The sequence below is a fragment of the uncultured Phocaeicola sp. genome (assembly GCF_948499155.1).
Classification (GTDB): domain Bacteria; phylum Bacteroidota; class Bacteroidia; order Bacteroidales; family Bacteroidaceae; genus Phocaeicola; species Phocaeicola faecalis.
The window spans coordinates 185,017-211,958 of sequence record NZ_CAOOSE010000001.1; the positions used below are offsets into that span (position 1 = coordinate 185,017).

Here is a 26,942-nt window from a genome sequence, read left to right on the forward strand (position 1 = left end):
ATGACTGTGATTGAATATATACAACGGCTATGGAGGGCATCCGAAGGCTTTCGTTTCCGCATCATACAGATGACCGTGACAGGCATGGTGTCGGTGTGCGCTTCTTTGTTCTTTGTATATATCACCAAACGACTGGTGGATATTGCAACGGGAACGGTGGAGGGAAGTATCATGGAAAGCGTAGCCTTAATGATAGGCTGTATGGCACTTCAGTTATTGATATGGACGGTAGACAGCTGGCTGGAAACCCAGTATGGGCTGCAACTGGACAATAAATTGCGTTATCAGCTTTTCAATCGTTTGATGGTAAGCCGCTGGTATGGAAAAGAAAAATTTCATTCAGGAGATATGATAAGCAGACTGGACTCGGATGTCGGTCAAGTGTCGGGTATCATCTCTTATACGGTGCCGGCAGTTATCATTACTTTGTTCCAATTGGTCTTTGCCTTTATCTATCTTTGTACGATGGACGTCGGTTTGGCCTGGATATTGGTCTTTGTGATGCCGGTAGCTGTTCTGACCAGTAAATTGTATATGCACCGTATGCGTACTCTTAATAAAGAAATACGCAAGACGGACAGCCGGTTGCAAGAGCATATTCAGGAAAGTTTGCTGCACCGCACTCTGATACGCACTTTGGAATATACACCGGGGACTGTGCTGCGGATGGGAAATCTGCAAAAACAACTGTATGACCAAGTGAGGAGGCGGACTGATTTCGGTTTGTTTTCACGCGGCATGGTGCAAACAGGGTTTGATGTGAGTTATGTAGTTGCTTTCTTGTGGGGAATCAGAGGTTTGACGAGCGGCGAAGTTACGTTTGGAATGATGACCGCCTTTTTACAGTTGGTAGCAATGGTGCAGAGTCCCATTGTGAGCTTGAGCAGACAGATTCCCGCCTTTGTCCGCGCACTGACTTCCATGGAGCGTATTGCCGAACTGGAAGCAGTACCTATGGAGCAGGAGGCGAAATCAGTTCGTTTGCAGGGACCGGTGGGCATTCGTTTGAATGATGTTGATTTTACCTATCCTGAGGGAAGTCATAAAATATTGAATGAATTTTCTTTTAATTTCCTTCCGGGAAGCAGGACTGCCCTTATGGGTGAGACCGGAGTGGGAAAGAGTACGTTAATCCGTCTGATGTTGGCCTTGTTACAACCGGATAAAGGAACAATCGGGATTTATAATGAAAAACGGGAAGTGAGGGTATCTGTCGATACCCGCTGCAATATGGTATACGTCCCCCAGGGCAATACATTGCTGAGCGGGACAGTGCGTGATAACTTGTTGATGGGAAAGCCGGATGCCACCGAAGAAGAGATGGGCCGGGCGCTTCATACGGCTGCCGCCGATTTTGTGTTCGGACTATCCGATGGCCTGGATACTCTGTGTGGGGAGCAAGGGGCCGGTTTAAGCGAGGGGCAGGCCCAGCGCATAGCTATTGCACGCGGGTTACTTCGTCCGGGCGGTTTGCTGCTCTTGGATGAGCCTACCTCTTCACTTGATGAAGCAACAGAAAAACTGTTGCTGGAGCGGCTGATGACAAGTGTATGTGATAAAACGTTTATTATTGTGACTCATAGGGAAACAGTTCTCCAATGGTGTACACACGTTTTGAGATTGAAAAAGATATCGAACCAATTATATTATTAACTTAAAAACCAGTGTTATGAAGACAAGTTTAGATGAAATGAAGGTAGTGGAGGCTTATGAAAAGCCTTCTATGCAAGTCTATGAAATGGAACCGGAAACGGCTTTGATGGCACATTCGAGCAATAAAGGCAATGGCAATGGTAATAATGGCAGCAAAGGAGACGGCAACATTAACAGTGAGGCGAATGGCAATGGTATAGCAAACGACAAAGGATATAACAATGGCAACAATGTCAAGAGTTCTATGCCTGCCCATAATACCCGCCCATATATGGGGGATTATAAATAAGCTTTTTTAATCCCCCTTCTCCTTATCTGATGTTCCGCCGATTCAATGCCTGTTGGTATCGGCGGGCATTTGCCATGTGCTGTGACAGGGTGGCGGCAAAATTGTGAGTACCCGAAAAGTCCTCTTTGGCACACATATAGATAAAATTATGATGTGCATAGTTCAACACACTTTCCAGTCCCTGAATAGAAGGTATGCGTATCGGACCGGGAGGGAGGCCGGCGTATTTGTAAGTATTATAAGGAGAATCGACAGCCAGATGCTTGTTGAGGATACGTTTCAGTCCGAACTCCTGCAGCCCGAACTTCACGGTGGGGTCTGCCTGCAGCAACATGCCCTTGTTCAAGCGGTTGATGTAAAGTCCGGCCACCATCGGCTTTTCCGCGCTGTTGGTCGTTTCCTCTTCCACTATAGAGGCAAGTGTCGCCACCTCTTCGGGCGCGAGACCGATGCTTGCCGCTTTTCTCCGTCTTTCCTCGTTCCAGAAGGCTGCATGCTCTTTCTGCATACGCTTCATAAAAGCGTCAGCGCTCATGTTCCAATACACTTCGTATGTATTGGGAATGAAAAGGGCGGGGAGGGTCTCTCGGGTATACCCCATCGGAGTATAATAACTGCTGTCGGCCAGCAATCGGGCTATTTCCACAGAATCAATCATGAGCTGGCGGGCGACAGTGCGTGCCAGTCTGTCCAGCGTACGCACGCCGGGGATGGTGAGATTGACCGGAGTCTGATATCCCATCGAAAGGCGGCGGTAAAGATAGCGCATATTGTCTTCCGGGCGGATGGCATACCGTCCAGTGCGTATATTCTCTCCGTAATTTCCTCTTTCTGCCTGAAATTTGAAGCCATACATGCTTTTAGGATTCCCGGCCAACTCGATTTTGCTATAAATGGAATCTAAATTATCATCTCTGTCGATATAGATATAAGTCGTTTTTGATAAGTTGAACGGTCGGGAGAAGAAATAATAGTAAACCGTTCCGGCACTTCCTGCTCCGGCAAGAATAATTATCAATATAACTATTACTAAAAGATTGCGTTTCTTTTTATCCATTGTTATCAATTTGTTTTCGGTGCAAAGATAGATAAATATACGTGAGTTCGGTATAAGAGCTTATAGAAAAAAGTCCGGTCGTCAGATGATACGCTGTCATCCTTACCTTTGAAAAGCCATTAGACTCCATACATAAAGCCAATCGGCTCTTGATGTATTCGTGAATTTCCGCCACTGATTTATTAACCGATGGCAGAAATTCGCGAATCGGTGCCGCTGTTTATTAGGTCGGTGGCGATGATTAATGAATACAACGGATTGCTGTGAAGAATATATCAGCCTGCCGGATGAAATATCTATTGATTCGTTTGGGTTATTAAGCTGAAATGTCAGTCACTGTCATCAGCAACGCCCCCTCCTTCGGGTGGAGCAGACGTATTTAAGGAAGTTCTTTTGCCAGTTCCGCTTCAATCCTGTTTTCTATGTCATCCGGCAATGCAGGGAAAAAGTCAATGCCTGTTCTTTTCTCCACGCTGTCTACCGTGACGATGTACTTCTTCAATGGCTTATGCCCCGCTTTGTTGGGAAATAGGAAGCCGATGGCTTTGGGGGCCTTCGAATCATTGATGAGAATTACTTTATAAAAGGCATCGGGAACGGCAACCTTATTGTTTCCTATTCTTTGTGGCTTGCTGTGGTCATATACAGGCCCGCAAGTGATGTAGACAGCTCCATATTTTTTAGCCCATTGGCGCGACTTCTCTTCCAAGTCATTCCAGTCTCCGCGATTCAGGTTGGGGTTCTGCGGACAGATATTGCTCATGTAGAAAGATTCCGCCATCGCCTGTTTGCTCCATTTCATGTCGGCGGCCGGTGCCATGTGTCCGCGGTCGTAGCCGGATTTGGTATAGTCGCCGGTATATGCTTTCGCTCCGCGCACATCAGGGTCGGGCAAGAATTTGTCCGTTCTTTCCTCTTTTCCTTTTGTCTCTTTCTTGGTGAGCTCCCAGGCTACCCATTGCGGCGTTTTATAGTCGGCATTGTATGACAGCGTATATCCTTTTCTCTTGATAAGCTGGCCTCCGGTGCGCGACTGCATGACCGGAATCTCCAAAGCATCGGTAGAGGCGGAGGGCGGAAGGGGGGAGGTTTGTTCCGTAGAAATCAAATCGGGAAGTCCCTTAAAGAACTTTTCGTCCAACAGCCGGTATTTGTAGGCCATTAGTACTATCAGTGCTGCGATAATGAGTAGAGGCAGTGCTTTGCCGGAAGACTGTTTTTTCTTTTTTGTTCTCATAAGTTTTGATTATAGGACTGCAAAGATAGAAATTTAAAAGAAAAAGTAGGTAAACTTTAAGTCTGAAAGGGTAAAATGCGTTATCTTTGTTCAGAAAGTTACAGATTATACTAATTATCGAGCTAACCGATATTAATCAAACCTATTATGTATATGAAAAATAACCGATTATCACTGACGTTTCTTGGTTTGCTCATCGCATTGTCTCCATTGCGTGCACAGGAGATTGCCAAACAAGAAACACCCGAACAAAAAGACAAACGTATGGAATGGTTCTCACAGGCAAAGCTGGGAATCTTTATTCATTGGGGAATCTATGCCGTCAAAGGAGTTTCCGAAAGCTGGTCATTCTTTAATAATTATCTGCCATACGATGAGTATATGAATCAGGCGGGCGGATTTACCGCTTCCAAATACGACCCGAAGGCATGGGTGGATTTGATAAAGGAGAGTGGAGCGCAGTATACGGTTATCACAACCAAGCACCATGACGGTGTGGCTTTGTGGGACACCAAAGTGGGAGACTTGAGCACCGTAAAGAGCACTCCTGCCAAGCGTGACCTGATAGCGCCGTTTGTGAAAGAGGTGCGTAAGCAGGGCTTGCATCTTGGTTTCTATTATTCTTTGTTGGATTGGTCGCATCCCGATTATCCTAATAAGACGCGCACCGAGGTGCGTTACAAGGACGACCCCGCACGTTGGGCTAAGTTCAATAAGTTCAATTTCGGCCAGTTGGCTGAGCTGAACAAGACCTGGAAGCCCGACCTTTATTGGTTTGACGGTGACTGGGAACAGAGTGCCGAAGCATGGAATTCGAAAGGTATTGTGGAGTTGCTCCGTTCGGACAATAAGAATGTGATTATTAACTCCCGCATCCAGGGATACGGTGACTATGCCACTCCCGAACAAGGCGTGCCGGTGGTTCGTCCCGAAGACAAATATTGGGAGCTTTGTATGACCATGAACGACTCATGGGGATATCAGCATACCGACAGCAATTATAAATCACCTTATATTTTGCTTCGCACCTTTGTCGATTGCCTGAGCAATGGCGGCAACCTCTTGCTGGATATCGGTCCGAAAGAAGACGGAACTATTCCCGAAGAGCAAGTGGCTATTCTGAAAGAATTCGGCCGTTGGACAAAGAAGCACAAAGAAGCGGTTTATGATACCCGTGCGGGTATTCCGGCCGAACATTTCCAAGGCTACACGACGCTGAATAAAGCAGGGGATATTCTTTATCTGTATCTGCCTTATAAGCCTAACGGAGTGGTGGAAGTGAAAGGCTTGGTCAATAAAGTGAACCGTGTATGGGTGGTAGGCAACGGAGCTATGCTCAGTTACAAAGTCTATAATAAAAACTACTGGAGTGACGTGCCCGGCAATCTGTATATTGATGTGCCCGAACAAGTGCAAGACAGCCAAATCACAGTATTGGCAGTTCTTTTAGACGGTCCGGTCAAACTATATAGAGGTGTAGGCCGTGTGATTGAAAGTAATTAATCTGAAGCTTTGGAACAATCATGAAAAAACTGAAATACTTTTACTCGCTCCTGCTGTTGTTGTCTTGTCTCCCTGCCGGAGCCCAGAGTCTGTATGAGAAATATGAACGTTTCCTGACAGACCCCCGCACGTATGTTTGCTATCGTGCAGACGGAAAACTGAAGATAGACGGTAAGTTGAACGAAAGTTCGTGGCAGAAGGCCGAAGCTACGGCTCCTTTTGTCGACATCAGCGGAGAGGGATTTCCTGCTCCCAAATATGAGACAACGGCCAAAATGCTTTGGGACGACAATTATCTGTATATTGGCGCCGTCCTTGAAGAAGAGGATATAAAGGCGCGTCTGACTCGCCGCGATACCATTATTTACTATGATAATGACTTCGAGGTATTTATTGACCCGGACAGTGACGGACATAATTACTTTGAAATCGAGACCAATGCCCGGGGAGTCATCTTCGATTTGATGCTTGACAAGCCTTATCGCTCCGGCGGTAACTTCATGGTGCAGTGGGACTGTCCGGGAATGAAGATGGCTGTTCATTGCGAGGGAACGTTGAATAAACCGAAGGATAAAGACAGATATTGGAGTGTGGAGATGGCCATTCCCCATCAGGCGTTGACCATGAATTTCAATAATCCCCTGAAGGCGGGAAATACGTGGCGCATCAATTTCTCGCGCGTGCAGTGGTTGAAGCCGAACGGTCCTGAAGAAAACTGGGTGTGGAGTGCTACCGGAAAGATTGATATGCACATGCCCGACCGTTGGGGCTATCTTTATTTTTCCGATGATAAGGTAGGGACGGGCAAGGCCGGATTTGTCTATCCTTACAATCAGCCCATGTATAAACTGCTGTGGGCTATGTTCTATGCCCAGCAGGAATATTACGGAAAAGAGCATAACTATCTGCGTACCAAAGACAGCTTCTTCCTTACGGAAAAGGAACTGAAGAATCTTCCTGCCGGTGCCGAGATTACGGTGGAGGCTACCCGGAACACGTATCGCATCGCTATATCGAATCCGGCAGAGCGAGTGCGCTATGTCATTAATAATGAAGGACGTTTCCATATAGAGAAAATAGCTCCGCGCCAAGTGAAGAACTGGGTGTGGACAGGTGTTCCTAAAGACCGTTCGGCGGCAGACTGGCAGAAGTGGTTCAAGTTGTTGAAAGAATGTGGCATTTCGGGAGTGCTTTTTGAAGGTTATGATGAGGACATTTACCGCATGTGCAAGGAAGCCGGTCTGGAAGCCCACTATTGGAAGTGGACGATGAACCGTGCGGAATTGCTGGACAAGCATCCTGACTGGTATGCTGTCAACCGTAAGGGAGAGTCGAGTCACGACAAGCCTGCTTATGTGGATTATTACCGTTTCCTTTGTCCCAATCATTCGGGAGTGGCTCAGTATTTGGCAGAAGATTATGTGAAAGAGGCTCATAAGCCCTATGTAGACGGAGTTCATCTGGATTACGTCCGTATGCCGGATGTCGTGCTGCCGGTCAGTCTGTGGAAAAACTATGGCATCGAGCAGAAAGAGGAATTGCCTGAATACGACTATTGTTATTGTGACACTTGTCGGGCACTGTTCAAGGCGCAGACTGGTCAAGACCCTTTGGAACTGAAGTATCCGATGGAGAATCAGAGTTGGATAAACTTCCGTTTGGATGCGGTCACTCATGTGGTAGAGGCCATTACGAAAGCTGTAAAAGCCGACCATAAGTTTATTTCGGCAGCCGTATTCCCCGGGCCTTCCATGGCGCGGAAGATGGTTCGTCAGGATTGGGGCAACTGGTCGCTGGATGCTTATTTCCCGATGATTTATAATAAATTTTATTACGAAGGTGCCGAATGGATTGGCCGTTCGGTGCAGGAAAGCGTGCAAACCGTCAATGGGCGGGCAAAGGTATATGCAGGGTTAATGTTTGGCGATATCAAAGATGATTTTGAGAAAGCGTTGGACGAAGCCTATGACAATGGAGCTTCGGGCGTTTCTTTTTTTGCCGGCCCCAGCGAAGAATATCTGCACCGTTTTAAAGCTTATTTGGATAAAAGAGGCTTTATAGTGAAGTAAACCTGCATTATTCTTATGGAGTAGTGGGGTGAAGCTCCGATATAATTTTCTGATAAAGGGAAATTGTATCGGAGTTTTTATTTGTTTATTCCGATTAAATGCCGACCTTTGTTGCATATAATATAAAAAAGAGAATATGGAAGGAATGGAAGACCCCGAGTACTACTCAAGTGAGTTCTTTGTCAGAACGCTGGGTAGTGAGGATATAGATGTGAAGCACTTTATGTATTTGGCGGGGCGAGTCAGTATTTATTGTGACAGCATAGATTATATAACCGGTGAGCCGTGCGTGCCTCAAAGATTAAATGATGAGTTTATAACATTGGCACATAAACTGCATTATAGGGCGGTGATAAAATACAAGGAAGAGATTAATTAAGGAAGAGGGGGGGGTAAGGGAGTGTGTCAAAACTAAACCAGCCTATCCCATCGTCAGCTGTAGGGGCAGGGTTTGCCTGCCCGAAGACACAAAGTAAACTGTTTTCGGGCGAGCGAACCTCGCCCCTACGAACGAAACGACAGCATTATCCACGTTTTGACACAACCCCTTTGATGAGCCGAAACCGGGACCTATTCATTACGAATGAATCAAAAAATGATAGGTAATTATTGGTTTTAAATTCTTTAGACTTGCAAAATCTTATGTTGCGACAATCAAACCGACAGTCATACGATTGTTTTTAGTGATTTGGTAAGTTGATAATTATATTGTTTCTATAGGTTTTTCAACCATTTCTTACCGTTTTGTGTAAAAGTCCACAGATATATACCTCCGACTATTACACATCCTAATGCAAAAACTGCGACTAATGCTTCCATATCTACTTTAATATTTTATTCGCCAGCATAGCTGACGAAATTGTTAATACTGTTCCGAATAATGCCGCAAGCCATAATATTGTATTTTCAACATTAGAGAACAGCGGTAATATAATACTTATAACCAACCCTGCAAAAGAAAGTTTAGACAGGTCGAAGAAATACCCTGCGAGTTTTTCTCGTCTTGTTTTATCCTTTTCCTTCCCTTCTTTTTTTATTTCTTGCTGGTCACTCCAATTTCCCATTATTATATCATTTTGACAAAAATAGCTATTCTGTTTCAGAATATCAAGGATTCAGCTTAATATTTAATATAAGTTCCTTTTGCTGGTTTGTATTGTTTTTTAAGACTGATAGATAAATAGTTGCCATAAACTTTAATGTTTGCGACAATCATTTCCGACCATCATATCTACTGCACCGTAAAATCTCGTCTGATAAGTTCCCATTAAATTTCACTGCCTCGGAAAAAATAATAGGCTGCCATCATTGTGATGCAGCCTATTTGATGAGCCGAAACCGGGACTCGAACCCGGGACCTATTCATTACGAATGAATTGCTCTACCAACTGAGCTATTTCGGCAACTGTTTTTTTCTGCAATTGCAGATGCTTTTCTGAAAAAGCGTTGCAAATATATATCTTTCTTTTGAAACGGAGAAACTAAAAGCGGATAATTTTTTCAGTTATCCGCTTTTGTTGTGTCAATTGATGCCGGATTTATTGGTAGGCTTCTTCATGCACTCCCTTTACAGCACGGCCACTGGGGTCGTTCATGTTCTTGAAGGCGGTGTCCCACGCAAGAGCTTCAGCCGTAGAACAGGCAACACTGGGAACGCTCGGCACACATTTCGCCGCACTTTCGCTGGGGAAATGTTCTTCAAAGATGCTTCGGTAATAGTATTCTTCCTTGTTCATCGGAGTATTGATGGGGAAACGCTCGGCAGCATGTGCCATTTGTTCGTCCGTGACGGCCTCGGCTGTCACGGCTTTCAGCGTATCAATCCAGCTATAGCCCACACCGTCACTGAATTGTTCCTTTTGACGCCATACCACGCTTTCGGGCAACATATCGGCAAAGGCTTCGCGGACTATTTTCTTTTCGATGATGTTTCCAAAACACATCTTGGCTTTGGGATTCAGACGCATGGCTGTATCCAGAAATTCTTTGTCCAGGAAAGGCACACGTCCTTCCACTCCCCATGCGGCCAGTGATTTATTGGCGCGGAGACAGTCGTATAAATGGAGTTTACTCAGTTTGCGGACGGTCTCTTCGTGAAAAGCTTGGGCGGTAGGAGCTTTGTGGAAATATAGATAGCCGCCAAACACTTCGTCAGCTCCCTCACCACTCAGTACCATTTTGATTCCCATGCTTTTAATGACACGTGCCAGCAAATACATTGGGGTAGACGCGCGGACGGTGGTGACATCATACGTCTCAATGTAGTAAATGACATCGCGAAGCGCATCCAGACCTTCTTGAAGGGTATAATGGATTTCATGGTGGACAGTTCCGATAAAATCGGCCACTTCGCGGGCTTTTATCAGGTCGGGCGCACCTTCCAGACCAATGGCAAATGAATGGAGTTGAGGCCACCAGGCATCTTTCTTGTCATCAGTCTCGACACGCTTCTTGGAATATTTTTTGGCAATGGCAGAGATGACGGAACTGTCCAGACCGCCGGAAAGAAGTACGCCGTAGGGCACATCACTCATCAGTTGGCGTTTAACCGCCTCTTCCAGTCCGTCGTGTATGTACTGAGAATGAACACTGTTGTTTTTCACGGCTTCGTAGTCAAACCAGTCACGGACATACCAACGGGTCATCTTGCCCTCTTTTCCCCAATAGTAATGACCGGGAAGAAAAGGTTCGTATTCATCGCAGAACCCTTCAAGAGCTTTCAGTTCGCTGGCACAATATATTTTTCCTTCTTTGTCCTTACCTATATATAAAGGTATGACGCCGATGGGGTCGCGGGCAATGAGAAAATCGTCTTTCTCTTCATCATAGAGGGCAAAGGCGAAGATGCCGTTCAAATCTTCCAAAAAGCGGATGCCTTTGTCTTTGTATAGGGCAAGGATGACTTCGCAGTCGCTTCCGGTTTGGAATGCATACTTTCCGGCGTATTTTGCACGTATATCCCGATGGTTGTAGATTTCTCCGTTTACGGCAAGGATTTGTTTCCGGTCGGGACTGTATAGAGGTTGGCCTCCGCTTTGAGGGTCTACGATGGAGAGGCGTTCATGAGCCAGGATGGTAGAGCCTCCCACATAGATTCCACTCCAGTCCGGTCCGCGGTGACGGAGTTTTTGAGACATTTTCAAGGCTTTCCGGCGCAGTTCCTGCGTTTGTTGCTTGATGTTGAATATTCCGATGATTCCACACATGGTTGTATTTGTTTTTGGTAGTTAATATTAGTTGTATTTGGGGGGCGGACACATGGGTCTGCCCCTACGGTGGATGATGCCTCTCTTAAAAGTGCTGAAACACTTGTATGGAAAGAGTGGACGGTCAATGAATGCGAATATATTTTCCTTATTTAGTGAGATAACTGTTTATATCCGTTGCCGCTTTCCGTCCGTCGGCAATGGCGCGTACCACCAGGCTGGCTCCGCTTGCGGCATCTCCCGCCACAAAGACATTTTCGGGAAATTCAGGTTGTTCGGGCTTTAAGAATCCCATTGCCAGAAGAAGCAGGTCGGCTTCAATCACTTCCACCTTTCCGGTGGGTCTCATGATAGGGCGGCCACCGTCGGGATTGGGAATCCATTCCACCTGTTCCACTTCCACACCGCAGACTTTACCGTTTTTGCCGAGAAACTTATGAGTGGCAAGGGACCACCGGCGGCTACACCCTTCTTCGTGAGAAGAGGTGGTTTTCAGCACAATGGGGAATTGGGGCCACGGAGTGGCAGGGTTCTGTCCTACGGGCGGTTGAGGCATGATTTCGATTTGGGTGACGCTTGCAGCACCTTGCCGGTTGCTGGTTCCGATGCAGTCGCTACCGGTGTCACCTCCGCCGATGACTACTACTTTCTTACCTTTGGCAGTAACCAATTGTTCTTTTGTGAACGTCATGCCGGCAAGGATACGGTTTTGTTGAGCCAGCATATCCAGTGCCGGATGGATACCTTTCAGTTCGCGTCCGGGAACGGAGAGGTCGCGCGCGGTCGGAGCTCCGGTACAGATGCAGTAAGCGTCAAAACCTTCGGGGAGTTGCCGCACATCCATGTCGCTGTTCATTTTGAAGAGAATGCCCTCTTCTTCCATCACCCGGATACGGCGGTCGATGATGGGTTTGTGCAGCTTGAAGTTGGGGATACCGTAACGCAGCAGGCCGCCGGGAGCCTCGTTTTTGTCAAAGACGGTCACAGTGTAACCTTTTCCGTTAAGTTGGTTGGCAGCAGCCAGTCCTGCAGGCCCGGCACCGATAACGGCTACTTTCCGTCCGTTGCGTTCGATGTGTCGGGGTTTGATATAACCTTCGCGGAAGGCTGCTTCGGCAATGGCCGCTTCATTCTCGCGGATGGTGACGGGGGAGTCCATGCTTAGTTTCAGCACGCAACTTTTTTCGCAGAGGGCGGGGCAAATGCGGCCTGTGAACTCAGGAAAGTCGTTGGTCTCGTTCAATATCTTGTAGGCTTCCTCCCATTTGCCTTTGTAGAGGGCATCTTGAAATTCGGGCTGCTTGTTGCCCAGCGGACAGGCCCAGTGGCAGAAAGGAACACCGCAGTCCATGCAGCGTGAAGCTTGAAGTTTACGGTCACGGCTGTTCAAAGTCTGTTCCACTTCGCTATAGTCTGATATCCGGTCGTGAATGGGACGGTAGCCCGCCTCCTGACGCGGAATGGTTAAAAATGCTTTTGGATTTCCCATCTCTTTGTTGTATTTCTTTGTTGATAATTTGTGTGATGTATTAATAATCTCTTTGTACATCAGCTATTTTTTGCTGTAGCTTGCGCATTTGTTCTTCTTGCAATACTCGTTTATATTCGATAGGTACTACTTGGATAAATTCGTCCACATATCGATTCCAGTCATCCAACATGGTTCGTGCCAGTTTGGAGCCGGTATAAAGGTAATGCTGGCGAATCAGTTCATGCAGTTCTTTCCGGTAAGACGCTTCCTCAATAAGAGAAAGCTCCACCATCTCCATGTTGCAAAAATAATCGAAGTGGTGGTGTTTGTCCCATACGTAAGCCACCCCGCCGCTCATTCCGGCAGCAAAATTACGTCCGGTTTCCCCCAGTACCACGACTCGTCCTCCGGTCATATATTCGCAACAGTGGTCGCCTACACCTTCTACCACGGCGGTCGCACCGGAATTGCGGACGGCGAAGCGTTCACCCACTCGTCCGTTGATATATACCTCGCCATCGGTAGCACCATACAGCAGGGTGTTTCCGGCGATGGTATTCTTTTCCGCATCGAAATTGCTGCGCACGGGGGGCAGTACTGCAATGCGTCCGCCACTCAGTCCTTTTCCCAAGTAGTCATTCGCTTCACCTTCCAGCTTGAAACTGATGCCGTGAGTCAGGAATGCACCGAAACTTTGTCCTGCCGAGCCTTTGAATTTGATGTGGATGGTCTGTTCCGGAAGCCCTGCCTGTCCGTATTTCTTGGCAACTGCCCCTGCGAGCATGGCTCCTACCGAACGGTCTGTGTTGGCGATGGTGTATTCCAAGGAAATCTCTTTTCCGTTTTCTATGGCATCCCGGGCGGCAGTCAGAATGGTTACGTCCTTTACATGGGCGATATCGTGCTTCTGTTCTATGACATGGTGTATGGCGGCTCCGTTGTCCACTCTGTGCAATAGTTTGCCGAAGTCCAGCAGTGAGGATTTCTTCTCACCGGGCATTTGTTGTATTTCAATTAAATCCGTACGTCCGATGATATCTTCCAGTCGGGCGAATCCCATTTCGGCCAGATATTCGCGTACTTCCTGTGCCAGAAAAGTGAAATAATTCACTACATATTCATAATGCCCGCGGAAATGTTTGCGCAGTTCGGGGTCTTGGGTGGCCACGCCCACGGGACAGGTGTTGGTGTGGCACTTGCGCATCATGACGCATCCCAGCACAATCAATGCGGTGGTGCCGAAACCGAATTCTTCCGCACCCAGCAAAGCCATATTGATAATGTCCCGTCCGGTTTTCAACTGTCCGTCCACTTGCAGTTTTACTTGTCCGCGGAGTCCGTTCAGTACCAAGGTCTGTTGCGTTTCACTCAGCCCTATTTCGGGCGAGATACCTGCATACCGCATACTTGAGGCAGGTGACGCGCCGGTTCCTCCTTCGGCTCCCGAGATGACAATCAGGTCGGCTTTCGCTTTGGCCACTCCGGTGGCAATGGTTCCCACTCCGCTTTCGGCCACCAGTTTCACACTGATTCGTGCCTGTGGGTTTACGTTTTTCAGGTCGAATATCAACTGGGCCAAATCTTCGATGGAATAAATATCATGGTGGGGCGGAGGCGAAATCAGCGAGATGCTCGGAATGGAGTGGCGGGTTTTGGCAATCACCTCATCTACCTTGAATCCCGGTAATTGTCCTCCTTCTCCCGGCTTGGCGCCTTGGGCCACCTTTATCTGGATTTCTTCGGCACAGACCAGGTATTCGGCAGTGACGCCGAAACGTCCCGACGCTATCTGCTTGGTCTTGCTGCATAGTGAGATACCTTCGTAAGTGCCGGTAATACGGTCGCTGTCTTCACCCCCTTCACCTGTATTGCTGCGTGCACCCAGTTTGTTCATGGCCAGTGCCAGTGCTTCATGTGCTTCTTTGCTGATAGCACCGAAGGACATGGCTCCTGTCACGAAATGTTTCACGATGTTTTCTACCGGCTCCACCTTTTCAATATCAATAGGGTTTCGTTTGTGTCCGAAGAAGTCGCGCAGGAAGAGGGGAGAGTCTTTTCCATCTACCATAGAGGTGAATTCCTTGAACTTTTTATAGCTGCCCAGTCGGGTGGCTAGTTGCAGGGTGGAGATGGTTTCCGGATTCCAAGCATGCCGTTCTCCGTCTTTGCGGAAAGAGAACAGTCCGTTGTGTGGTAAAATGTCGTTCACTTCTTTCGGAGAGAATCCGGCATCGTGCAAGGCGATGGCATCTTTGGCGACTTCTTCCAGGCGGATACCCCCGATGCTTGATGTCTGTGTGCCGAAATAATCTCTTAATAATTCTTCACTGACTCCTACGGCTTCAAAAATCTTCGCGCCCCGATAAGAGCGGATTGTAGAAATACCCATCTTGCTTATAATTTTTAACAAGCCCTTGCAGATGGCTTTGATATAATTCTTTTCGGCCGTTTCGTAGTTCATCTGCACATCGCCTTTCCTCACCAGTTCATCCAGTGCGGCAAAGGCCATGTATGGATTGATGGCGCTGGCCCCATACCCCAGTAACAGGGCGGCGTGCATCACCTCGCGAATCTCGCCGCTTTCTACAATCAATGCGGTTTGTACGCGTTTCTGAACCGAGATGAGGTGATGATGGACGGCACTTACCGCCAGCAGTGACGGGATGGCGGCATGAGCCGCATCAACGGAACGGTCACTCAGAATGATATAGTTTACTCCGTCGGTCACGGATTGCTCAGCCTGCTTGCACAAGGCACTCAGTGCTTCCTGCAGTCCGGCTTTTCCTTTGCTCACCTCGAATAGGATGGGGAGTTTCACGGTGTTGAATCCTTTATACCGGATATTGCAGAGAATGTCCAGTTGGGTATTGTTCAGTACGGGATGGGGCAGACGTACCATTTTGCAATGGCTTTCGCTGGGTATCAGGATGTTCATTCCTACGGCGCCGATGTACTCGGTGAGCGACATCACTAATTCTTCGCGGATAGGGTCGATAGCCGGATTGGTGACCTGTGCAAACTGTTGGCGGAAGTAGTTGAACAATAATTGCGGCTTGTCCGAGAGGACAGCCAGAGGCGTGTCGTTCCCCATGGAGGCGACAGGCTCGGCCCCTGTGTTGCACATCGGTATGAGGGTGCGTTCTATGTCCTCGCGCGAAAAACCGAACGTGCGTAACATACGGTCGTAATCGGCTATCCGGTTGTCTATCTTGCGTCCGCTTTTCAAGGTATCGAGTTCGATGCGGTTGGTAGACAGCCAGGCGCGGTAGGGGCGGGCCGATGCCAATTGTTCTTTCAGTTCGCCGTCATAATATATTTTACCCTGTTCAGTGTCAATCATCAGTATTTTTCCCGGTTGCAGACGTCCTTTTTCTTTAATCTCTCCCGGTTCGAAATCCATCACACCTACTTCGCTGGCCACTACCATCATATCATTGTTGGTAATGAGATAACGGGCAGGGCGCAGGCCGTTGCGGTCAAGCATACCTCCGGCAAACCGTCCGTCACTGAACAATAGGGCGGCAGGCCCGTCCCAGGGCTCCATCAGAATAGAATGGTATTCGTAAAACGCTTTCAATTCTTCACTGATAGGATTTTTGTCATTGAATGATTCGGGAACCAGCATCGCCATGGCATGAGGCAGACTCAATCCCGACATCACAAAAAATTCGAGCACATTGTCTAGTGAGGCACTGTCGCTCATACCCGGCTGAATAATGGGGCGGATGGCTTTGATGTCTCCCAATGCCGGAGAGGAAAGAACACTTTCGCGTGCCTCCATCCATCCTCGGTTGCCGCGGATGGTATTGATTTCACCATTATGCGCCAACAGGCGGAAAGGCTGTGCCAAACTCCATGTAGGGAATGTGTTGGTGCTGAAGCGGGAGTGCACCAATGCCAGTCCGCTGGTGAAGTAAGGTTGTGTCAGGTCTGGGAAGTACTCGCGCACCTGCATGGACGAAAGCATCCCTTTATATATAATGTTTTTGCCCGATAGGGAAACGATATAGAAATCTTTATGCCGGACACGTTTTTCAATCTTTTTACGGATGACATAGAGGGTACGCTCCAAGTTTTCCACATCAGTCACTCCGGTGATAAACACCTGTTTGATATCCGGTTCGGTGGCCCGTGCGTCATTTCCCAAGCAATCGGGATTGGTGGGCACATTGCGCAGGTGCATCAGTGTCAGCCCTTCACGTTCTATTTCTTCAATCATAATACTTAGGATGCCGGCCTGCTCTTTTTCATCTTTAGGCAGAAACACCAGTCCGGTTCCGTACTTTCCTTTTTCGGGTACCGGTATACCTTGCAAGAGGATGAATTCGTGGGGAATTTGTAGCATGATTCCCGCGCCGTCGCCGGTCTTGTTATCAGCTCCTTCCGCACCGCGATGGCGCATATTTTCCAGAACCTTTAATGCGGAATCTACCAGCTCATGCGATTTATTGCCATGAATGTTGACTACCATACCTACTCCGCAGGCATCATGTTCGTTGGTTGCGTCATAAAGACCGTTTTGCTTTCTTTTTACCATTATAACTGTCTTTAGTTTGTGATAATGTTGATTTGTATTTCAATTTGTTCTGCAAATGTAAGTGTTTTATTTCTTTTTGCTTTCTGTCTGGCGGGTTTATATTGATAAAAAGATAGTCACTCTTCGGTCTGCCTTATACTCTGTTGGGTATGTACTGTTTTTGCTTTCTGTTTGAAATGTAATTCACCTGAAATGCTTTCAAATTATAAGTTTAGTCGTTTCATTTCTCTATAGATGATGGTCGGTGTCTGTATCCCTCCGGTTCTCCTTGCAACTTTCACATTGCCGGTTCCGATATGCAACTAACTTTTAAATCATAATGGAAGAGGGCGGAAGTGATATAAGAATGTAAGTATTCATATTTATTAAGAAAAGGAATAAAACATTTCTTTTAGATTTTCATTTCTACTTTTTTGTTGCTTTCGTCAATTATTTATGGTTTTTTATTGCATTTATGTTAATCGATATTTGTATCTTTGCAGCCGAATCAGAACATAGTATTTAGTAGATTATGTGTGGAATAGTAGGCTGCATTGAGAAACGAGATGTTTACCCTGCCTTCATAAAAAGCCCGAAACGGTGGGAACATCGGGGCTATGGCAGTGCAGGCATCGCATTGATTGACATAGGAAGGAGGTTAAGTATTACACCCAATACACCAAACTACGCATCCCGCCAACAGACACTTCAGCAACAGGGATTTATCTTCAGCCGTAGTTCCGATACCGCCTTTTTGATTCTACTATTTGAATATTTTCGGATTTCCCATCACTTAGACTTATTTTTTGTTTTTAATTGTACCGAGACAGCGGAAAACATTCGCTTGTCCGCACCGTTGATACATCAAAACCTGCCGGCCGTGTGCCGGGACAGGCAAGGAGGGCAAGGGCAAACAATGGAGACATCTTTGGCAAACAATGGAAACATTTTGCCAAAACAATGGAGACATCTTTGGAAAAGAGTAACGAGAGTTTTTTTAGTATAAAATAATGAGGTTAAAGGAGAGAAAATGGAACCGTTAAAGCATGAATGTGGCGTGGCAATGATACGATTGCTTAAACCGCTGGAGTATTACCGGGAAAAGTATGGAACCTGGATGTATGGCTTGAACAAGCTGTATCTGCTGATGGAGAAACAACACAACCGCGGACAGGAGGGGGCGGGACTGGCTTGTGTGAAGCTGGAAGCCAATCCCGGTGAAGAATATATGTTTCGCGAAAGGGCGTTGGGGTCGGGAGCGATAACAGAGATATTCGGCAATGTGCAGGCTAATTTCAAGGACTTGACTCCCGAGCAATTGAATGATGCCGAATATGCCAAGAAATACCTGCCTTTTGCGGGGGAAGTGTATATGGGGCATCTGCGTTATTCCACTACCGGAAAGAGTGGGATATCGTATGTGCATCCTTTCTTGCGCCGCAATAACTGGCGTGCCAAGAACCTGGCATTGTGCGGTAATTTCAACATGACCAATGTGGATGAGATTTTTGCACGCATCACGGCCGACGGACAGCATCCGCGCAAGTATGCCGACACTTACATTATGCTCGAACAAGTGGGACACCGCCTCGACCGTGAAGTGGAGCGTCTCTATGTGCAGTGCGAAGCCGAAGGATTAAAGGGCATGGACATCACTCATGCCATTGAGGAGCGTATTGACTTGGGCAATGTGCTGAAGACATCGAGCAGGGAGTGGGACGGAGGTTACGTCATCTGCGGAATGACAGGAAGCGGTGAGTCTTTTGCCGTACGCGATCCGTGGGGCATTCGTCCTGCATTCTGGTATATGGATGACGAAATCATGGTACTGGCTTCAGAACGTCCGGTCATTCAGACGGCACTCAATGTGCCTGTCGAAAGCATCAACGAGTTGCAGCCGGGACAGGCTATCTTTCTGAATAAAGCCGGAAAGATGCGCTTGGCACAAATCAACCGGGCAAAGGAAAAGAAGGCATGCTCTTTTGAACGTATCTATTTCAGCCGGGGCAGTGATGTGGATATTTATAAGGAAAGAAAACTGCTGGGTGAGAAGTTGGTAAACCCTATCCTGAAAGCGATAGATTATGATGTGGAGCACACCGTGTTCTCCTTTATACCGAACACGGCGGAGGTGGCGTTTTATGGTATGCTCGAAGGATTCGACAACTACCTTAATGAATTGAAGGTGAGAAAGATAGAGGAGCTGGGACACAACCCCAGTCACGATGAACTGGAGAGAATCCTTTCTTGGCGCATCCGCAGTGAGAAAGTGGCGATAAAGGACATCAAGCTGCGTACGTTTATTGCCGAAGGCAACAGCCGCAATGACCTGGCGGCTCATGTGTACGACGTTACGTATGGAAGTTTGGTGCCTCACGTAGACAATCTGGTGATTATAGACGACAGCATTGTGCGGGGAACAACGCTGAAACAGAGCATCATCGGTATCCTTGACCGTCTGAATCCCAAGAAGATTGTGATTGTCTCTTCTTCTCCGCAGGTACGTTATCCCGACTACTACGGCATCGATATGGCGAGCATGGATCAGTTTATCGCATTCAAGGCCGCCATCGAACTCCTGAAAGAGCGCGATATGAAAGATGTCATTGCGCGTGCTTATCATAAGTCGAAAAATCAGGCAGGGATGCCCAAAGAGCAGATGGTGAACTATGTGAAAGAGATTTATGCACCGTTTACCAATGAGGAGATTGCCGCCAAGATGGTGGAGCTGCTCACTCCGAAGGGAACGCGGGCAAAGGTGGAGATTGTTTACCAGACCTTGGGAGGATTGCGCGAAGCCTGTCCGTCGCACACCGGAGACTGGTACTTCAGTGGCGATTATCCCACACCGGGCGGTGTGAAGCTGGTAAATCAAGCATTTATAGACTATATAGAAAAGGTATACCAATTCTAAAAAAACAAAATTCAAGATAGATTAAATGAGAAATGTAACATTGATTCTTGACGACGGGAGCCGTTTCTCGGGCAAGTCGTTCGGTTATGAGAAACCGGTAGCCGGTGAAGTTGTATTCAATACCGCTATGACCGGTTATCCTGAGAGCTTGACAGACCCTTCATACGCAGGGCAGTTGATGACCTTGACTTATCCGTTGGTGGGTAACTACGGCGTGCCTCCCTTTAGCATCGGGTCTGGCGGGCTTGCCACCTTTATGGAAAGTGAGCGCATCCATGCCGAGGCTATTATTGTCAGCGATTATAGTGAAGAGTTCAGCCATTGGAATGCAAAAGAAAGCCTTGCCGACTGGTTGAAGCGCGAACAAGTGCCCGGCATTACCGGCATCGATACGCGCGAACTGACCAAGGTGCTTCGCGAACATGGGGTGATGATGGGAAAAATCGTGTTTGATGATGAACCCGACAATCAGCCCGAAGCCCGCTATGAAGGCATCAATTACGTGGATAAGGTTTCGTGCAAAGAAGTGATTCGCTACAATGAGGGAGCAGGCAAAAAGAAAGTGGTTTTGGTGGATTGCGGGGTAAAGACTAATATTATCCGATGTCTGCTGAAACGTGATGTGGAGGTGATTCGCGTACCCTGGAATTATGATTTCACCGGAATGGAATATGATGGATTGTTCATCTCGAACGGGCCGGGTGACCCTGATACGTGTGATGAGGCTGTACAGAATATTCGTAAGGCGATGGGGCTGAGCGACAAGCCCATTTTCGGCATCTGTATGGGTAACCAGTTGCTTTCCAAAGCGGGGGGCGCTACCATCTACAAACTGAAATACGGACACCGCAGCCACAACCAACCGGTGCGCATGGTGGGGACGGAGCGTTGCTTCATCACCAGTCAGAATCACGGTTATGCGGTCGATAATAATACGTTGGGAACTGATTGGGAACCGCTGTTTATCAATATGAATGATGGTTCGAATGAAGGTATCAGACACAAATCCAAGCCTTGGTTCTCGGCACAGTTCCATCCCGAAGCTGCATCAGGGCCTACAGATACCGAATTTCTGTTTGATGAGTTTGTGAAACTATTATAAAGCCGGTTGCCGTTATCGGGCGCCCGGTGACGGCTGTAGGGGCGGACCCGTGTGTCCGCCCGAATACAACCGCAAATATGCCACCCACCGCAAGGGGAACTCTGCGGTGGATGGGAAACGATAAAAAAAAGAACAAATATGAAAGACGATATAAAGAAAGTATTATTATTAGGTTCCGGTGCACTGAAGATTGGTGAAGCCGGAGAGTTCGACTATTCAGGTTCGCAGGCTCTGAAAGCGTTGAAGGAGGAAGGTATCGAAACCATTCTGATAAATCCCAACATTGCAACGGTGCAGACCAGCGAAGGGGTGGCCGATCAGATTTATTTCCTTCCTGTCACTCCTTACTTTGTAGAGAAGGTGATTGAAAAGGAACGTCCCGACGGCGTGCTCCTTTCTTTTGGCGGACAGACCGCCTTGAATTGCGGTGTGTCTCTATACAAAGCCGGTGTCTTCGAAAAATATAACACCCGCGTGCTGGGGACTCCGGTGCAAGCCATCATGGATACCGAAGACCGCGAACTGTTCGTACAGAAGCTGAATGAAATAGATGTCAAGACCATTAAAAGCGAGGCGGTGGAAACGATTGAAGATGCCCGCCGTGCGGCCCGTGAACTGGGATATCCGGTGATTATCCGCGCTGCATACGCTTTGGGCGGTTTGGGGTCAGGTTTCTGCGATAATGAAGAAGAACTGAACGTCCTGGCCGAAAAAGCCTTCTCTTTCTCGCCGCAAGTGCTGGTTGAAAAGAGTTTGAAAGGCTGGAAGGAAGTGGAGTATGAGGTGGTCCGTGACCGTTACGATAACTGCATCACCGTTTGTAACATGGAGAATTTCGACCCGCTGGGTATCCATACCGGAGAGTCCATCGTTATCGCTCCTTCTCAGACCCTTACCAATGCAGAATATCATAAACTTCGCGAGCTGGCCATCCGCATCATCCGTCACATTGGTATCGTGGGCGAATGTAACGTGCAATATGCGTTCGACCCCGAATCGGAAGACTACCGTGTCATCGAGGTCAATGCCCGTCTTTCGCGTTCGTCCGCATTAGCTTCCAAGGCCACAGGCTACCCGCTTGCTTTTGTTGCCGCCAAACTCGGTCTGGGCTACGGTCTGTTTGATTTGAAGAATTCTGTGACGAAGACTACCAGCGCATTCTTCGAGCCGGCTCTGGACTATGTGGTATGTAAAATTCCGCGTTGGGACTTGGGCAAGTTCCACGGTGTAGACCGCGAACTGGGTTCGTCCATGAAATCTGTGGGAGAAGTAATGGCTATCGGACGTACTTTTGAAGAAGCTATTCAGAAAGGGCTGCGCATGATTGGTCAGGGGATGCACGGCTTTGTAGAGAATAAGGAATTGGTGATAGCCGATGTGGACAAGGCCTTGCGTGAGCCGACCGACAAGCGCATCTTCGTCATCAGCAAAGCCATGCGTGCGGGCTATACCGTAGACCAAATCCATGAGCTGACCAAGATAGACAAATGGTTTCTGCAAAAATTGCAGAACATAATGAATACCTCCAAAGAATTGCACGAATGGGGAAACAACCATAAGCAGATAGCCGATATGCCTGTCGATTTGCTTCGCAAGGCAAAGGTGCAGGGCTTTACTGATTTCCAGATTGCCCGTGCCATCGGGTTTGAAGGCGACATGGAAGAGGGTAGCCTGTATGTCCGCACTCACCGCAAGCAGGCGGGCATCCTTCCGGTGGTGAAGCAAATTGACACGCTGGCTGCCGAATATCCGGCACAGACCAATTACCTGTACCTTACTTATAGCGGTGTGGCCAATGACGTGAAATATCTGGGCGACCGTCAATCCATCGTCGTACTCGGTTCGGGAGCCTATCGCATCGGTTCGTCGGTGGAATTCGACTGGTGTGGCGTACAGGCATTGCAGACCATCCGCAAGGAAGGCTACCGCAGTGTGATGATTAATTACAATCCCGAAACGGTATCTACCGATTACGATATGTGTGACCGCCTCTACTTTGACGAGTTGACTTTCGAGCGTGTCATGGATATCCTCGAACTGGAAAACCCGCATGGAGTCATCGTCTCCACCGGCGGCCAGATACCGAATAACCTCGCTCTCCGCCTGGACGGACAAGGTGTAAACATCCTCGGAACAAGTGCCAAGAGCATTGACAATGCCGAAGACCGCGACAAATTCTCGGCCATGCTCGACCGCATCGGGGTAGACCAGCCCGAATGGAGTGCACTGACTTCTATGGAAGATATCAATGCCTTTATCGGCAAGGTGGGCTTCCCGGTATTGGTTCGTCCTTCGTATGTGCTGAGCGGGGCGGCCATGAATGTATGTTCCAATCAGGAAGAGTTGGAACGTTTCCTGAAACTGGCTGCCAATGTATCGAAAAAGCATCCGGTGGTGGTGAGCCAGTTCATCGAGCACGCCAAGGAAGTGGAAATGGATGCTGTGGCACAGAATGGTGAAATCGTGGCATACGCCATCAGTGAGCATATCGAATATGCCGGCGTGCACTCGGGCGACGCCACCATTCAGTTCCCTCCGCAGAAACTATATGTGGAGACCGTTCGCCGCATAAAGCGCATTTCGCGTCAGATAGCTAAAGAACTGAATATCTCCGGGCCGTTCAATATCCAATATTTGGCAAAGGATAACGATATCAAAGTAATCGAATGCAACCTCCGTGCCTCGCGAAGTTTCCCCTTTGTGAGCAAAGTGTTGAAGATAAACTTCATCGAGCTGGCAACAAAAGTCATGCTCGGCCTTCCGGTAGAAAAGCCGAACAAGAACCTTTTTGAACTGGATTATGTCGGAATCAAAGCAAGTCAGTTCTCATTCAACCGTTTGCAAAAGGCCGACCCGGTGCTGGGCGTGGATATGGCCTCTACCGGTGAGGTGGGCTGTATCGGTTCCGACACTTCGTGTGCCGTTCTGAAAGCTATGCTTTCCGTGGGCTACCGCATTCCCGAAAAAGGTGTGTTGCTGTCTACCGGTAATGCCAAGCAGAAAGCCGATACGCTGAATGCAGCCCGTATGTTGCAGAAGAAAGGGTATAAACTTTATGCCACCGGCGGCTCTTCCAAGTTCCTGACCGAGAACGGAGTAGAGAATACCCGCGTGTACTGGCCCAGCGAAGAAGGACACCCCCAAGCCCTCGATATGCTTCATAAGAAAGAGATAGATATGGTAGTCAACATTCCCAAGAACCTGACTGCAGGCGAGTTGGACAATGGTTATAAAATCCGTCGTGCCGCCATCGACCTGAATATTCCCTTGATTACCAATGCTCGTCTGGCAAGTGCATTTATCCATGCATTCTGCACCATGACCATAGACGACATTGCCATCAAGAGCTGGGAAGAATACAAGTAATCAACTTTCGCGCCCATTATTTATCCACCGTAGAGGCAGTTAATCAAGCTTGCCGCTGCGGTGGATATTTGTTAAAATTAAATTTAACGGTAAATATTGCGGTGATTCCTTCTTTTGTTCATGGAAAGTGGTTATATTTGACCCATAAGTAATTATAAACTTACTTGATATGTCGGGGCAAGAGAAAACAAGGGAATTATTGGAGCAAGAGCTTGAAAGATTACAACATGAAAATCGTCGGCTCAAAGAGGAACTGACCTCTCTGAAAGAAAAAGAAACGGACAAGAGTTTCAAGGAGAAGTATGCAGTGAGGATTCTGGAGTCTTTACCGGATATGCTCACGGTCTTTAATCATGAAGGAACAGGTATAGGAGTGGTGTCTAGTGAAGAGACCAATCATGTAGGAGTCCCTAATAGTGCTTTTGCCGGTATGCACATGCGCGACATGATTCCGGAGGAGGCGTATCACAATGTTTATAATAATCTTCAGAAAGTGATAGCGACGGGCAAAGGTTCTACGGCCCATCACGAACTGGATTTCAATGGTGCACATCATTATTATGAAAACCGTATCTTTCCGTTAGACGGAGAGTATGTGCTGATTATGTGTCGTGATATCAGCGAGCGGGTGGCTACACAAAAGAATCTGGAGGTGTTTAAACGCGTTCTTGATAAAGTGAGCGACAGCATTCTGGCTGCTTCTACCGATGGCACTTTGGTGTATGCCAATAAGCAATTCATTGAAGAATATGGTGTGAAAGGCGAACTGGGTGTACAGAAGGTATATGATTTGCCGGTTTCACTTCATACAAAAGAGATATTCGAAAAACGGGTGCAGGAAATACGTGATAACGGAGGCAGCATGGGATATCATGCCCGATATACCCGTGTGGGCGAAGTAAAAGAACGTGTGCATCAGGTGTCTGCCTTTATAATAGAGGACGGACAGGAAGAGGTGGTATGGTTCTTTACTCAAGACATCACGGATGTGATTCGAAACAGGGATGAGTTGCGTGAACTGAATTATCTGATGGATGCCATTCTGAATAATATTCCTGTATATATGTTTGTAAAAGACCCGGAAGATGATTTCAGGTATTTGTATTGGAACAAGGCTTTTGCCAATCATTCCAAGATTCCGGCTTCGCGTGCGTTGGGCCATACTGATTTCGAGATATTTCCCGAAAGGACGGATGCAGAGAAGTTTCATCAGGATGATTTGGAACTGATGCGTACCAGGGAACGTCTGGAGATGCAGGAGACGTATGTGACTGCCACCGGCGAGACGCGTATTGTTCAGACATTGAAGACATTGGTGCCTCTCGAAGGGCGTGCTCCTCTTATTATCGGCATTTCGTGGGACGTTACGAATATGCAGAACATAGAGCAGGAGTTGATTCAGGCACGTATCAAGGCGGAGCAGTCCGACCGGTTGAAGAGTGCTTTTCTGGCTAATATGAGCCATGAGATACGCACTCCACTAAATGCGATTGTGGGTTTCTCAAGGTTGATGACTACCACAGACAATCGGGAAGACGAAAAGCTTTATTCCGAAATCATCAATCAGAATTCGGATGTATTGTTGCAACTGATTAATGACATTCTTGATTTGTCTAAAATAGAGGCAGGGACGTTTGAATACGTCAAGCAGCCTATGGATTTAGGTGAGATGTGCCGTAATGTGTATGAAATTCATAAAGGGCGTGTACAGGAAGGGGTGACGCTGATTTTGGATAATGAGGATGACAGCTTGGTGATTAACGAAGATAAGAACCGCATTTTGCAACTCATTACCAATTTGATAACCAATGCGATTAAGTTCACTTATGAGGGTGAGATTCATTTTGGTTTCGAGTTGAAGAAGGATTATGTAGATTTCTATGTGAAGGACACCGGTATAGGTATCTCCGAAGAAAAATTATCCCACATCTTTGGCCGTTTCGTCAAGCTGAATTCTTTTGTTCAGGGCACCGGGTTGGGCCTTGCCATTTGCCAGATGATTGTAGAAAAGATGGGCGGCGCTATCACGGTGGAGTCTGAACTCCATGAAGGTTCTACGTTCCGTTTTACTATTCCGTATGATATGCATAACAAGCGGGAGGAGTTTAAAAGAAATGCGGAAAGGCAACAACACTTGAAAGTAGCCATAAAGTCATTGCAATTGCGCACCCTGTTGGTGGCGGAAGATGTGGATAGTAATTTCTTGCTTATGAATACTGTTCTGGGCAAGAGGTATAAACTGATACGTGCCCGGGATGGTCGTGAGGCTGTCAATATGTATAAGGAGCATCATCCCGATTTAATCTTTATGGATATAAAGATGCCTTATATGGATGGATTGGAAGCAACCCGCCTGATTCGTGGCTATTCGAAGGATGTTCCTATTATTGCATTGACTGCTTTTGCTTTCGAGTCGGACAGGGAAAGGGCAATAGAGGCGGGATGCAATGATTATTTAACGAAGCCCGTATCGCAGGAGGCTATAGAGAGGATATTGGAAAAGTATTCATTATAAACTGTTTCCGGAAAAGGGGCGCGATGATGACTCCGGAGAATAAT

15 protein-coding genes and 1 tRNA gene are annotated in these 26,942 nt (G+C 47.5%); 9 read left to right on the plus strand and 7 right to left on the minus strand.

The genetic code is table 11. The annotated features are described in order from the left end of the window. Together QYT14_RS00860 and QYT14_RS00865 are read left to right on the plus strand one after the other, a co-directional pair. Entirely contained in the window at positions 1-1,653 is a 1,653-nt protein-coding gene (locus QYT14_RS00860; protein WP_288324071.1) for an ABC transporter ATP-binding protein, read from the plus strand. A 16-nt stretch (positions 1,654-1,669) separates the two neighbouring features. Then, on the plus strand, positions 1,670-1,942 hold the full coding sequence (locus tag QYT14_RS00865; RefSeq protein WP_288324072.1) for a hypothetical protein: 273 nt from the start codon (positions 1,670-1,672) through the stop codon (positions 1,940-1,942). A gap of 22 nt (positions 1,943-1,964) precedes the next feature. Here the strand turns inward: QYT14_RS00865 and mltG are convergent, their stop codons facing one another. Both mltG and QYT14_RS00875 read right to left on the minus strand, forming a co-directional pair. Next, positions 1,965-2,999: an endolytic transglycosylase MltG gene (gene mltG, locus QYT14_RS00870; RefSeq protein WP_288324073.1), complete on the minus strand. Its 1,035-nt coding sequence runs from the start codon at positions 2,997-2,999 to the stop codon at positions 1,965-1,967. A 379-nt stretch (positions 3,000-3,378) separates the two neighbouring features. Further along, the gene (locus QYT14_RS00875) at positions 3,379-4,236 is read right to left on the minus strand and encodes a DNA/RNA non-specific endonuclease (RefSeq protein WP_288324074.1); all 858 of its coding nucleotides are present in this window, start codon (positions 4,234-4,236) and stop codon (positions 3,379-3,381) included. A 153-nt stretch (positions 4,237-4,389) separates the two neighbouring features. Between QYT14_RS00875 and QYT14_RS00880 the strand changes: the two genes are divergently transcribed. From QYT14_RS00880 to QYT14_RS00890, 3 genes are all read left to right on the plus strand, one after another. Next, entirely contained in the window at positions 4,390-5,739 is a 1,350-nt protein-coding gene (locus QYT14_RS00880; protein ID WP_288324075.1) for an alpha-L-fucosidase, read from the plus strand. A 20-nt stretch (positions 5,740-5,759) separates the two neighbouring features. Continuing rightward, entirely contained in the window at positions 5,760-7,808 is a 2,049-nt protein-coding gene (locus QYT14_RS00885) for a sugar-binding protein (protein ID WP_288324076.1), read from the plus strand. Positions 7,809-7,944: 136 nt separating this feature from the next. Further along, positions 7,945-8,187 (plus strand): hypothetical protein, encoded by a 243-nt coding sequence (locus QYT14_RS00890; RefSeq protein ID WP_177798027.1) that lies wholly within the window; start codon positions 7,945-7,947, stop codon positions 8,185-8,187. A 442-nt stretch (positions 8,188-8,629) separates the two neighbouring features. Here QYT14_RS00890 and QYT14_RS00895 read toward each other — a convergent pair whose 3' ends face one another. The 5 genes from QYT14_RS00895 to gltB form a co-directional block, all read right to left on the minus strand. Further along, positions 8,630-8,872 carry a hypothetical protein gene (locus QYT14_RS00895; RefSeq protein WP_177798026.1) on the minus strand — a complete coding sequence of 81 codons (243 nt, stop codon included), beginning with the start codon at positions 8,870-8,872 and terminating at the stop codon, positions 8,630-8,632. 266 nt (positions 8,873-9,138) lie between these two features. Beyond that, positions 9,139-9,211: transfer RNA gene (locus QYT14_RS00900), tRNA-Thr, on the minus strand. 135 nt (positions 9,212-9,346) lie between these two features. Further along, positions 9,347-11,014, minus strand: a complete 1,668-nt coding sequence (gene asnB, locus QYT14_RS00905; RefSeq protein ID WP_288324077.1) for an asparagine synthase B — start codon at positions 11,012-11,014, stop codon at positions 9,347-9,349. A 148-nt stretch (positions 11,015-11,162) separates the two neighbouring features. After that, on the minus strand, positions 11,163-12,503 hold the full coding sequence (locus tag QYT14_RS00910; protein WP_288324078.1) for a glutamate synthase subunit beta: 1,341 nt from the start codon (positions 12,501-12,503) through the stop codon (positions 11,163-11,165). Between the two features lie 40 nt (positions 12,504-12,543). After that, a complete protein-coding gene (gltB, locus tag QYT14_RS00915) occupies positions 12,544-17,022 on the minus strand; it encodes a glutamate synthase large subunit (RefSeq protein ID WP_288324079.1) in 4,479 nt (1,492 codons plus the stop codon). 1,009 nt (positions 17,023-18,031) lie between these two features. Here gltB and QYT14_RS00920 point away from each other — a divergent pair. From QYT14_RS00920 to QYT14_RS00935, 4 genes are all read left to right on the plus strand, one after another. Further along, on the plus strand, positions 18,032-19,915 hold the full coding sequence (locus QYT14_RS00920) for an amidophosphoribosyltransferase (protein WP_288324080.1): 1,884 nt from the start codon (positions 18,032-18,034) through the stop codon (positions 19,913-19,915). 25 nt (positions 19,916-19,940) lie between these two features. After that, positions 19,941-21,017, plus strand: a complete 1,077-nt coding sequence (carA, locus tag QYT14_RS00925) for a glutamine-hydrolyzing carbamoyl-phosphate synthase small subunit (RefSeq protein ID WP_237038100.1) — start codon at positions 19,941-19,943, stop codon at positions 21,015-21,017. A gap of 138 nt (positions 21,018-21,155) precedes the next feature. Further along, entirely contained in the window at positions 21,156-24,383 is a 3,228-nt protein-coding gene (gene carB / locus QYT14_RS00930) for a carbamoyl-phosphate synthase (glutamine-hydrolyzing) large subunit (protein ID WP_237038099.1), read from the plus strand. 169 nt (positions 24,384-24,552) lie between these two features. After that, positions 24,553-26,898: a PAS domain-containing protein gene (locus tag QYT14_RS00935; RefSeq protein ID WP_237038098.1), complete on the plus strand. Its 2,346-nt coding sequence runs from the start codon at positions 24,553-24,555 to the stop codon at positions 26,896-26,898. The last annotated feature ends 44 nt before the right edge of the window (positions 26,899-26,942 follow it).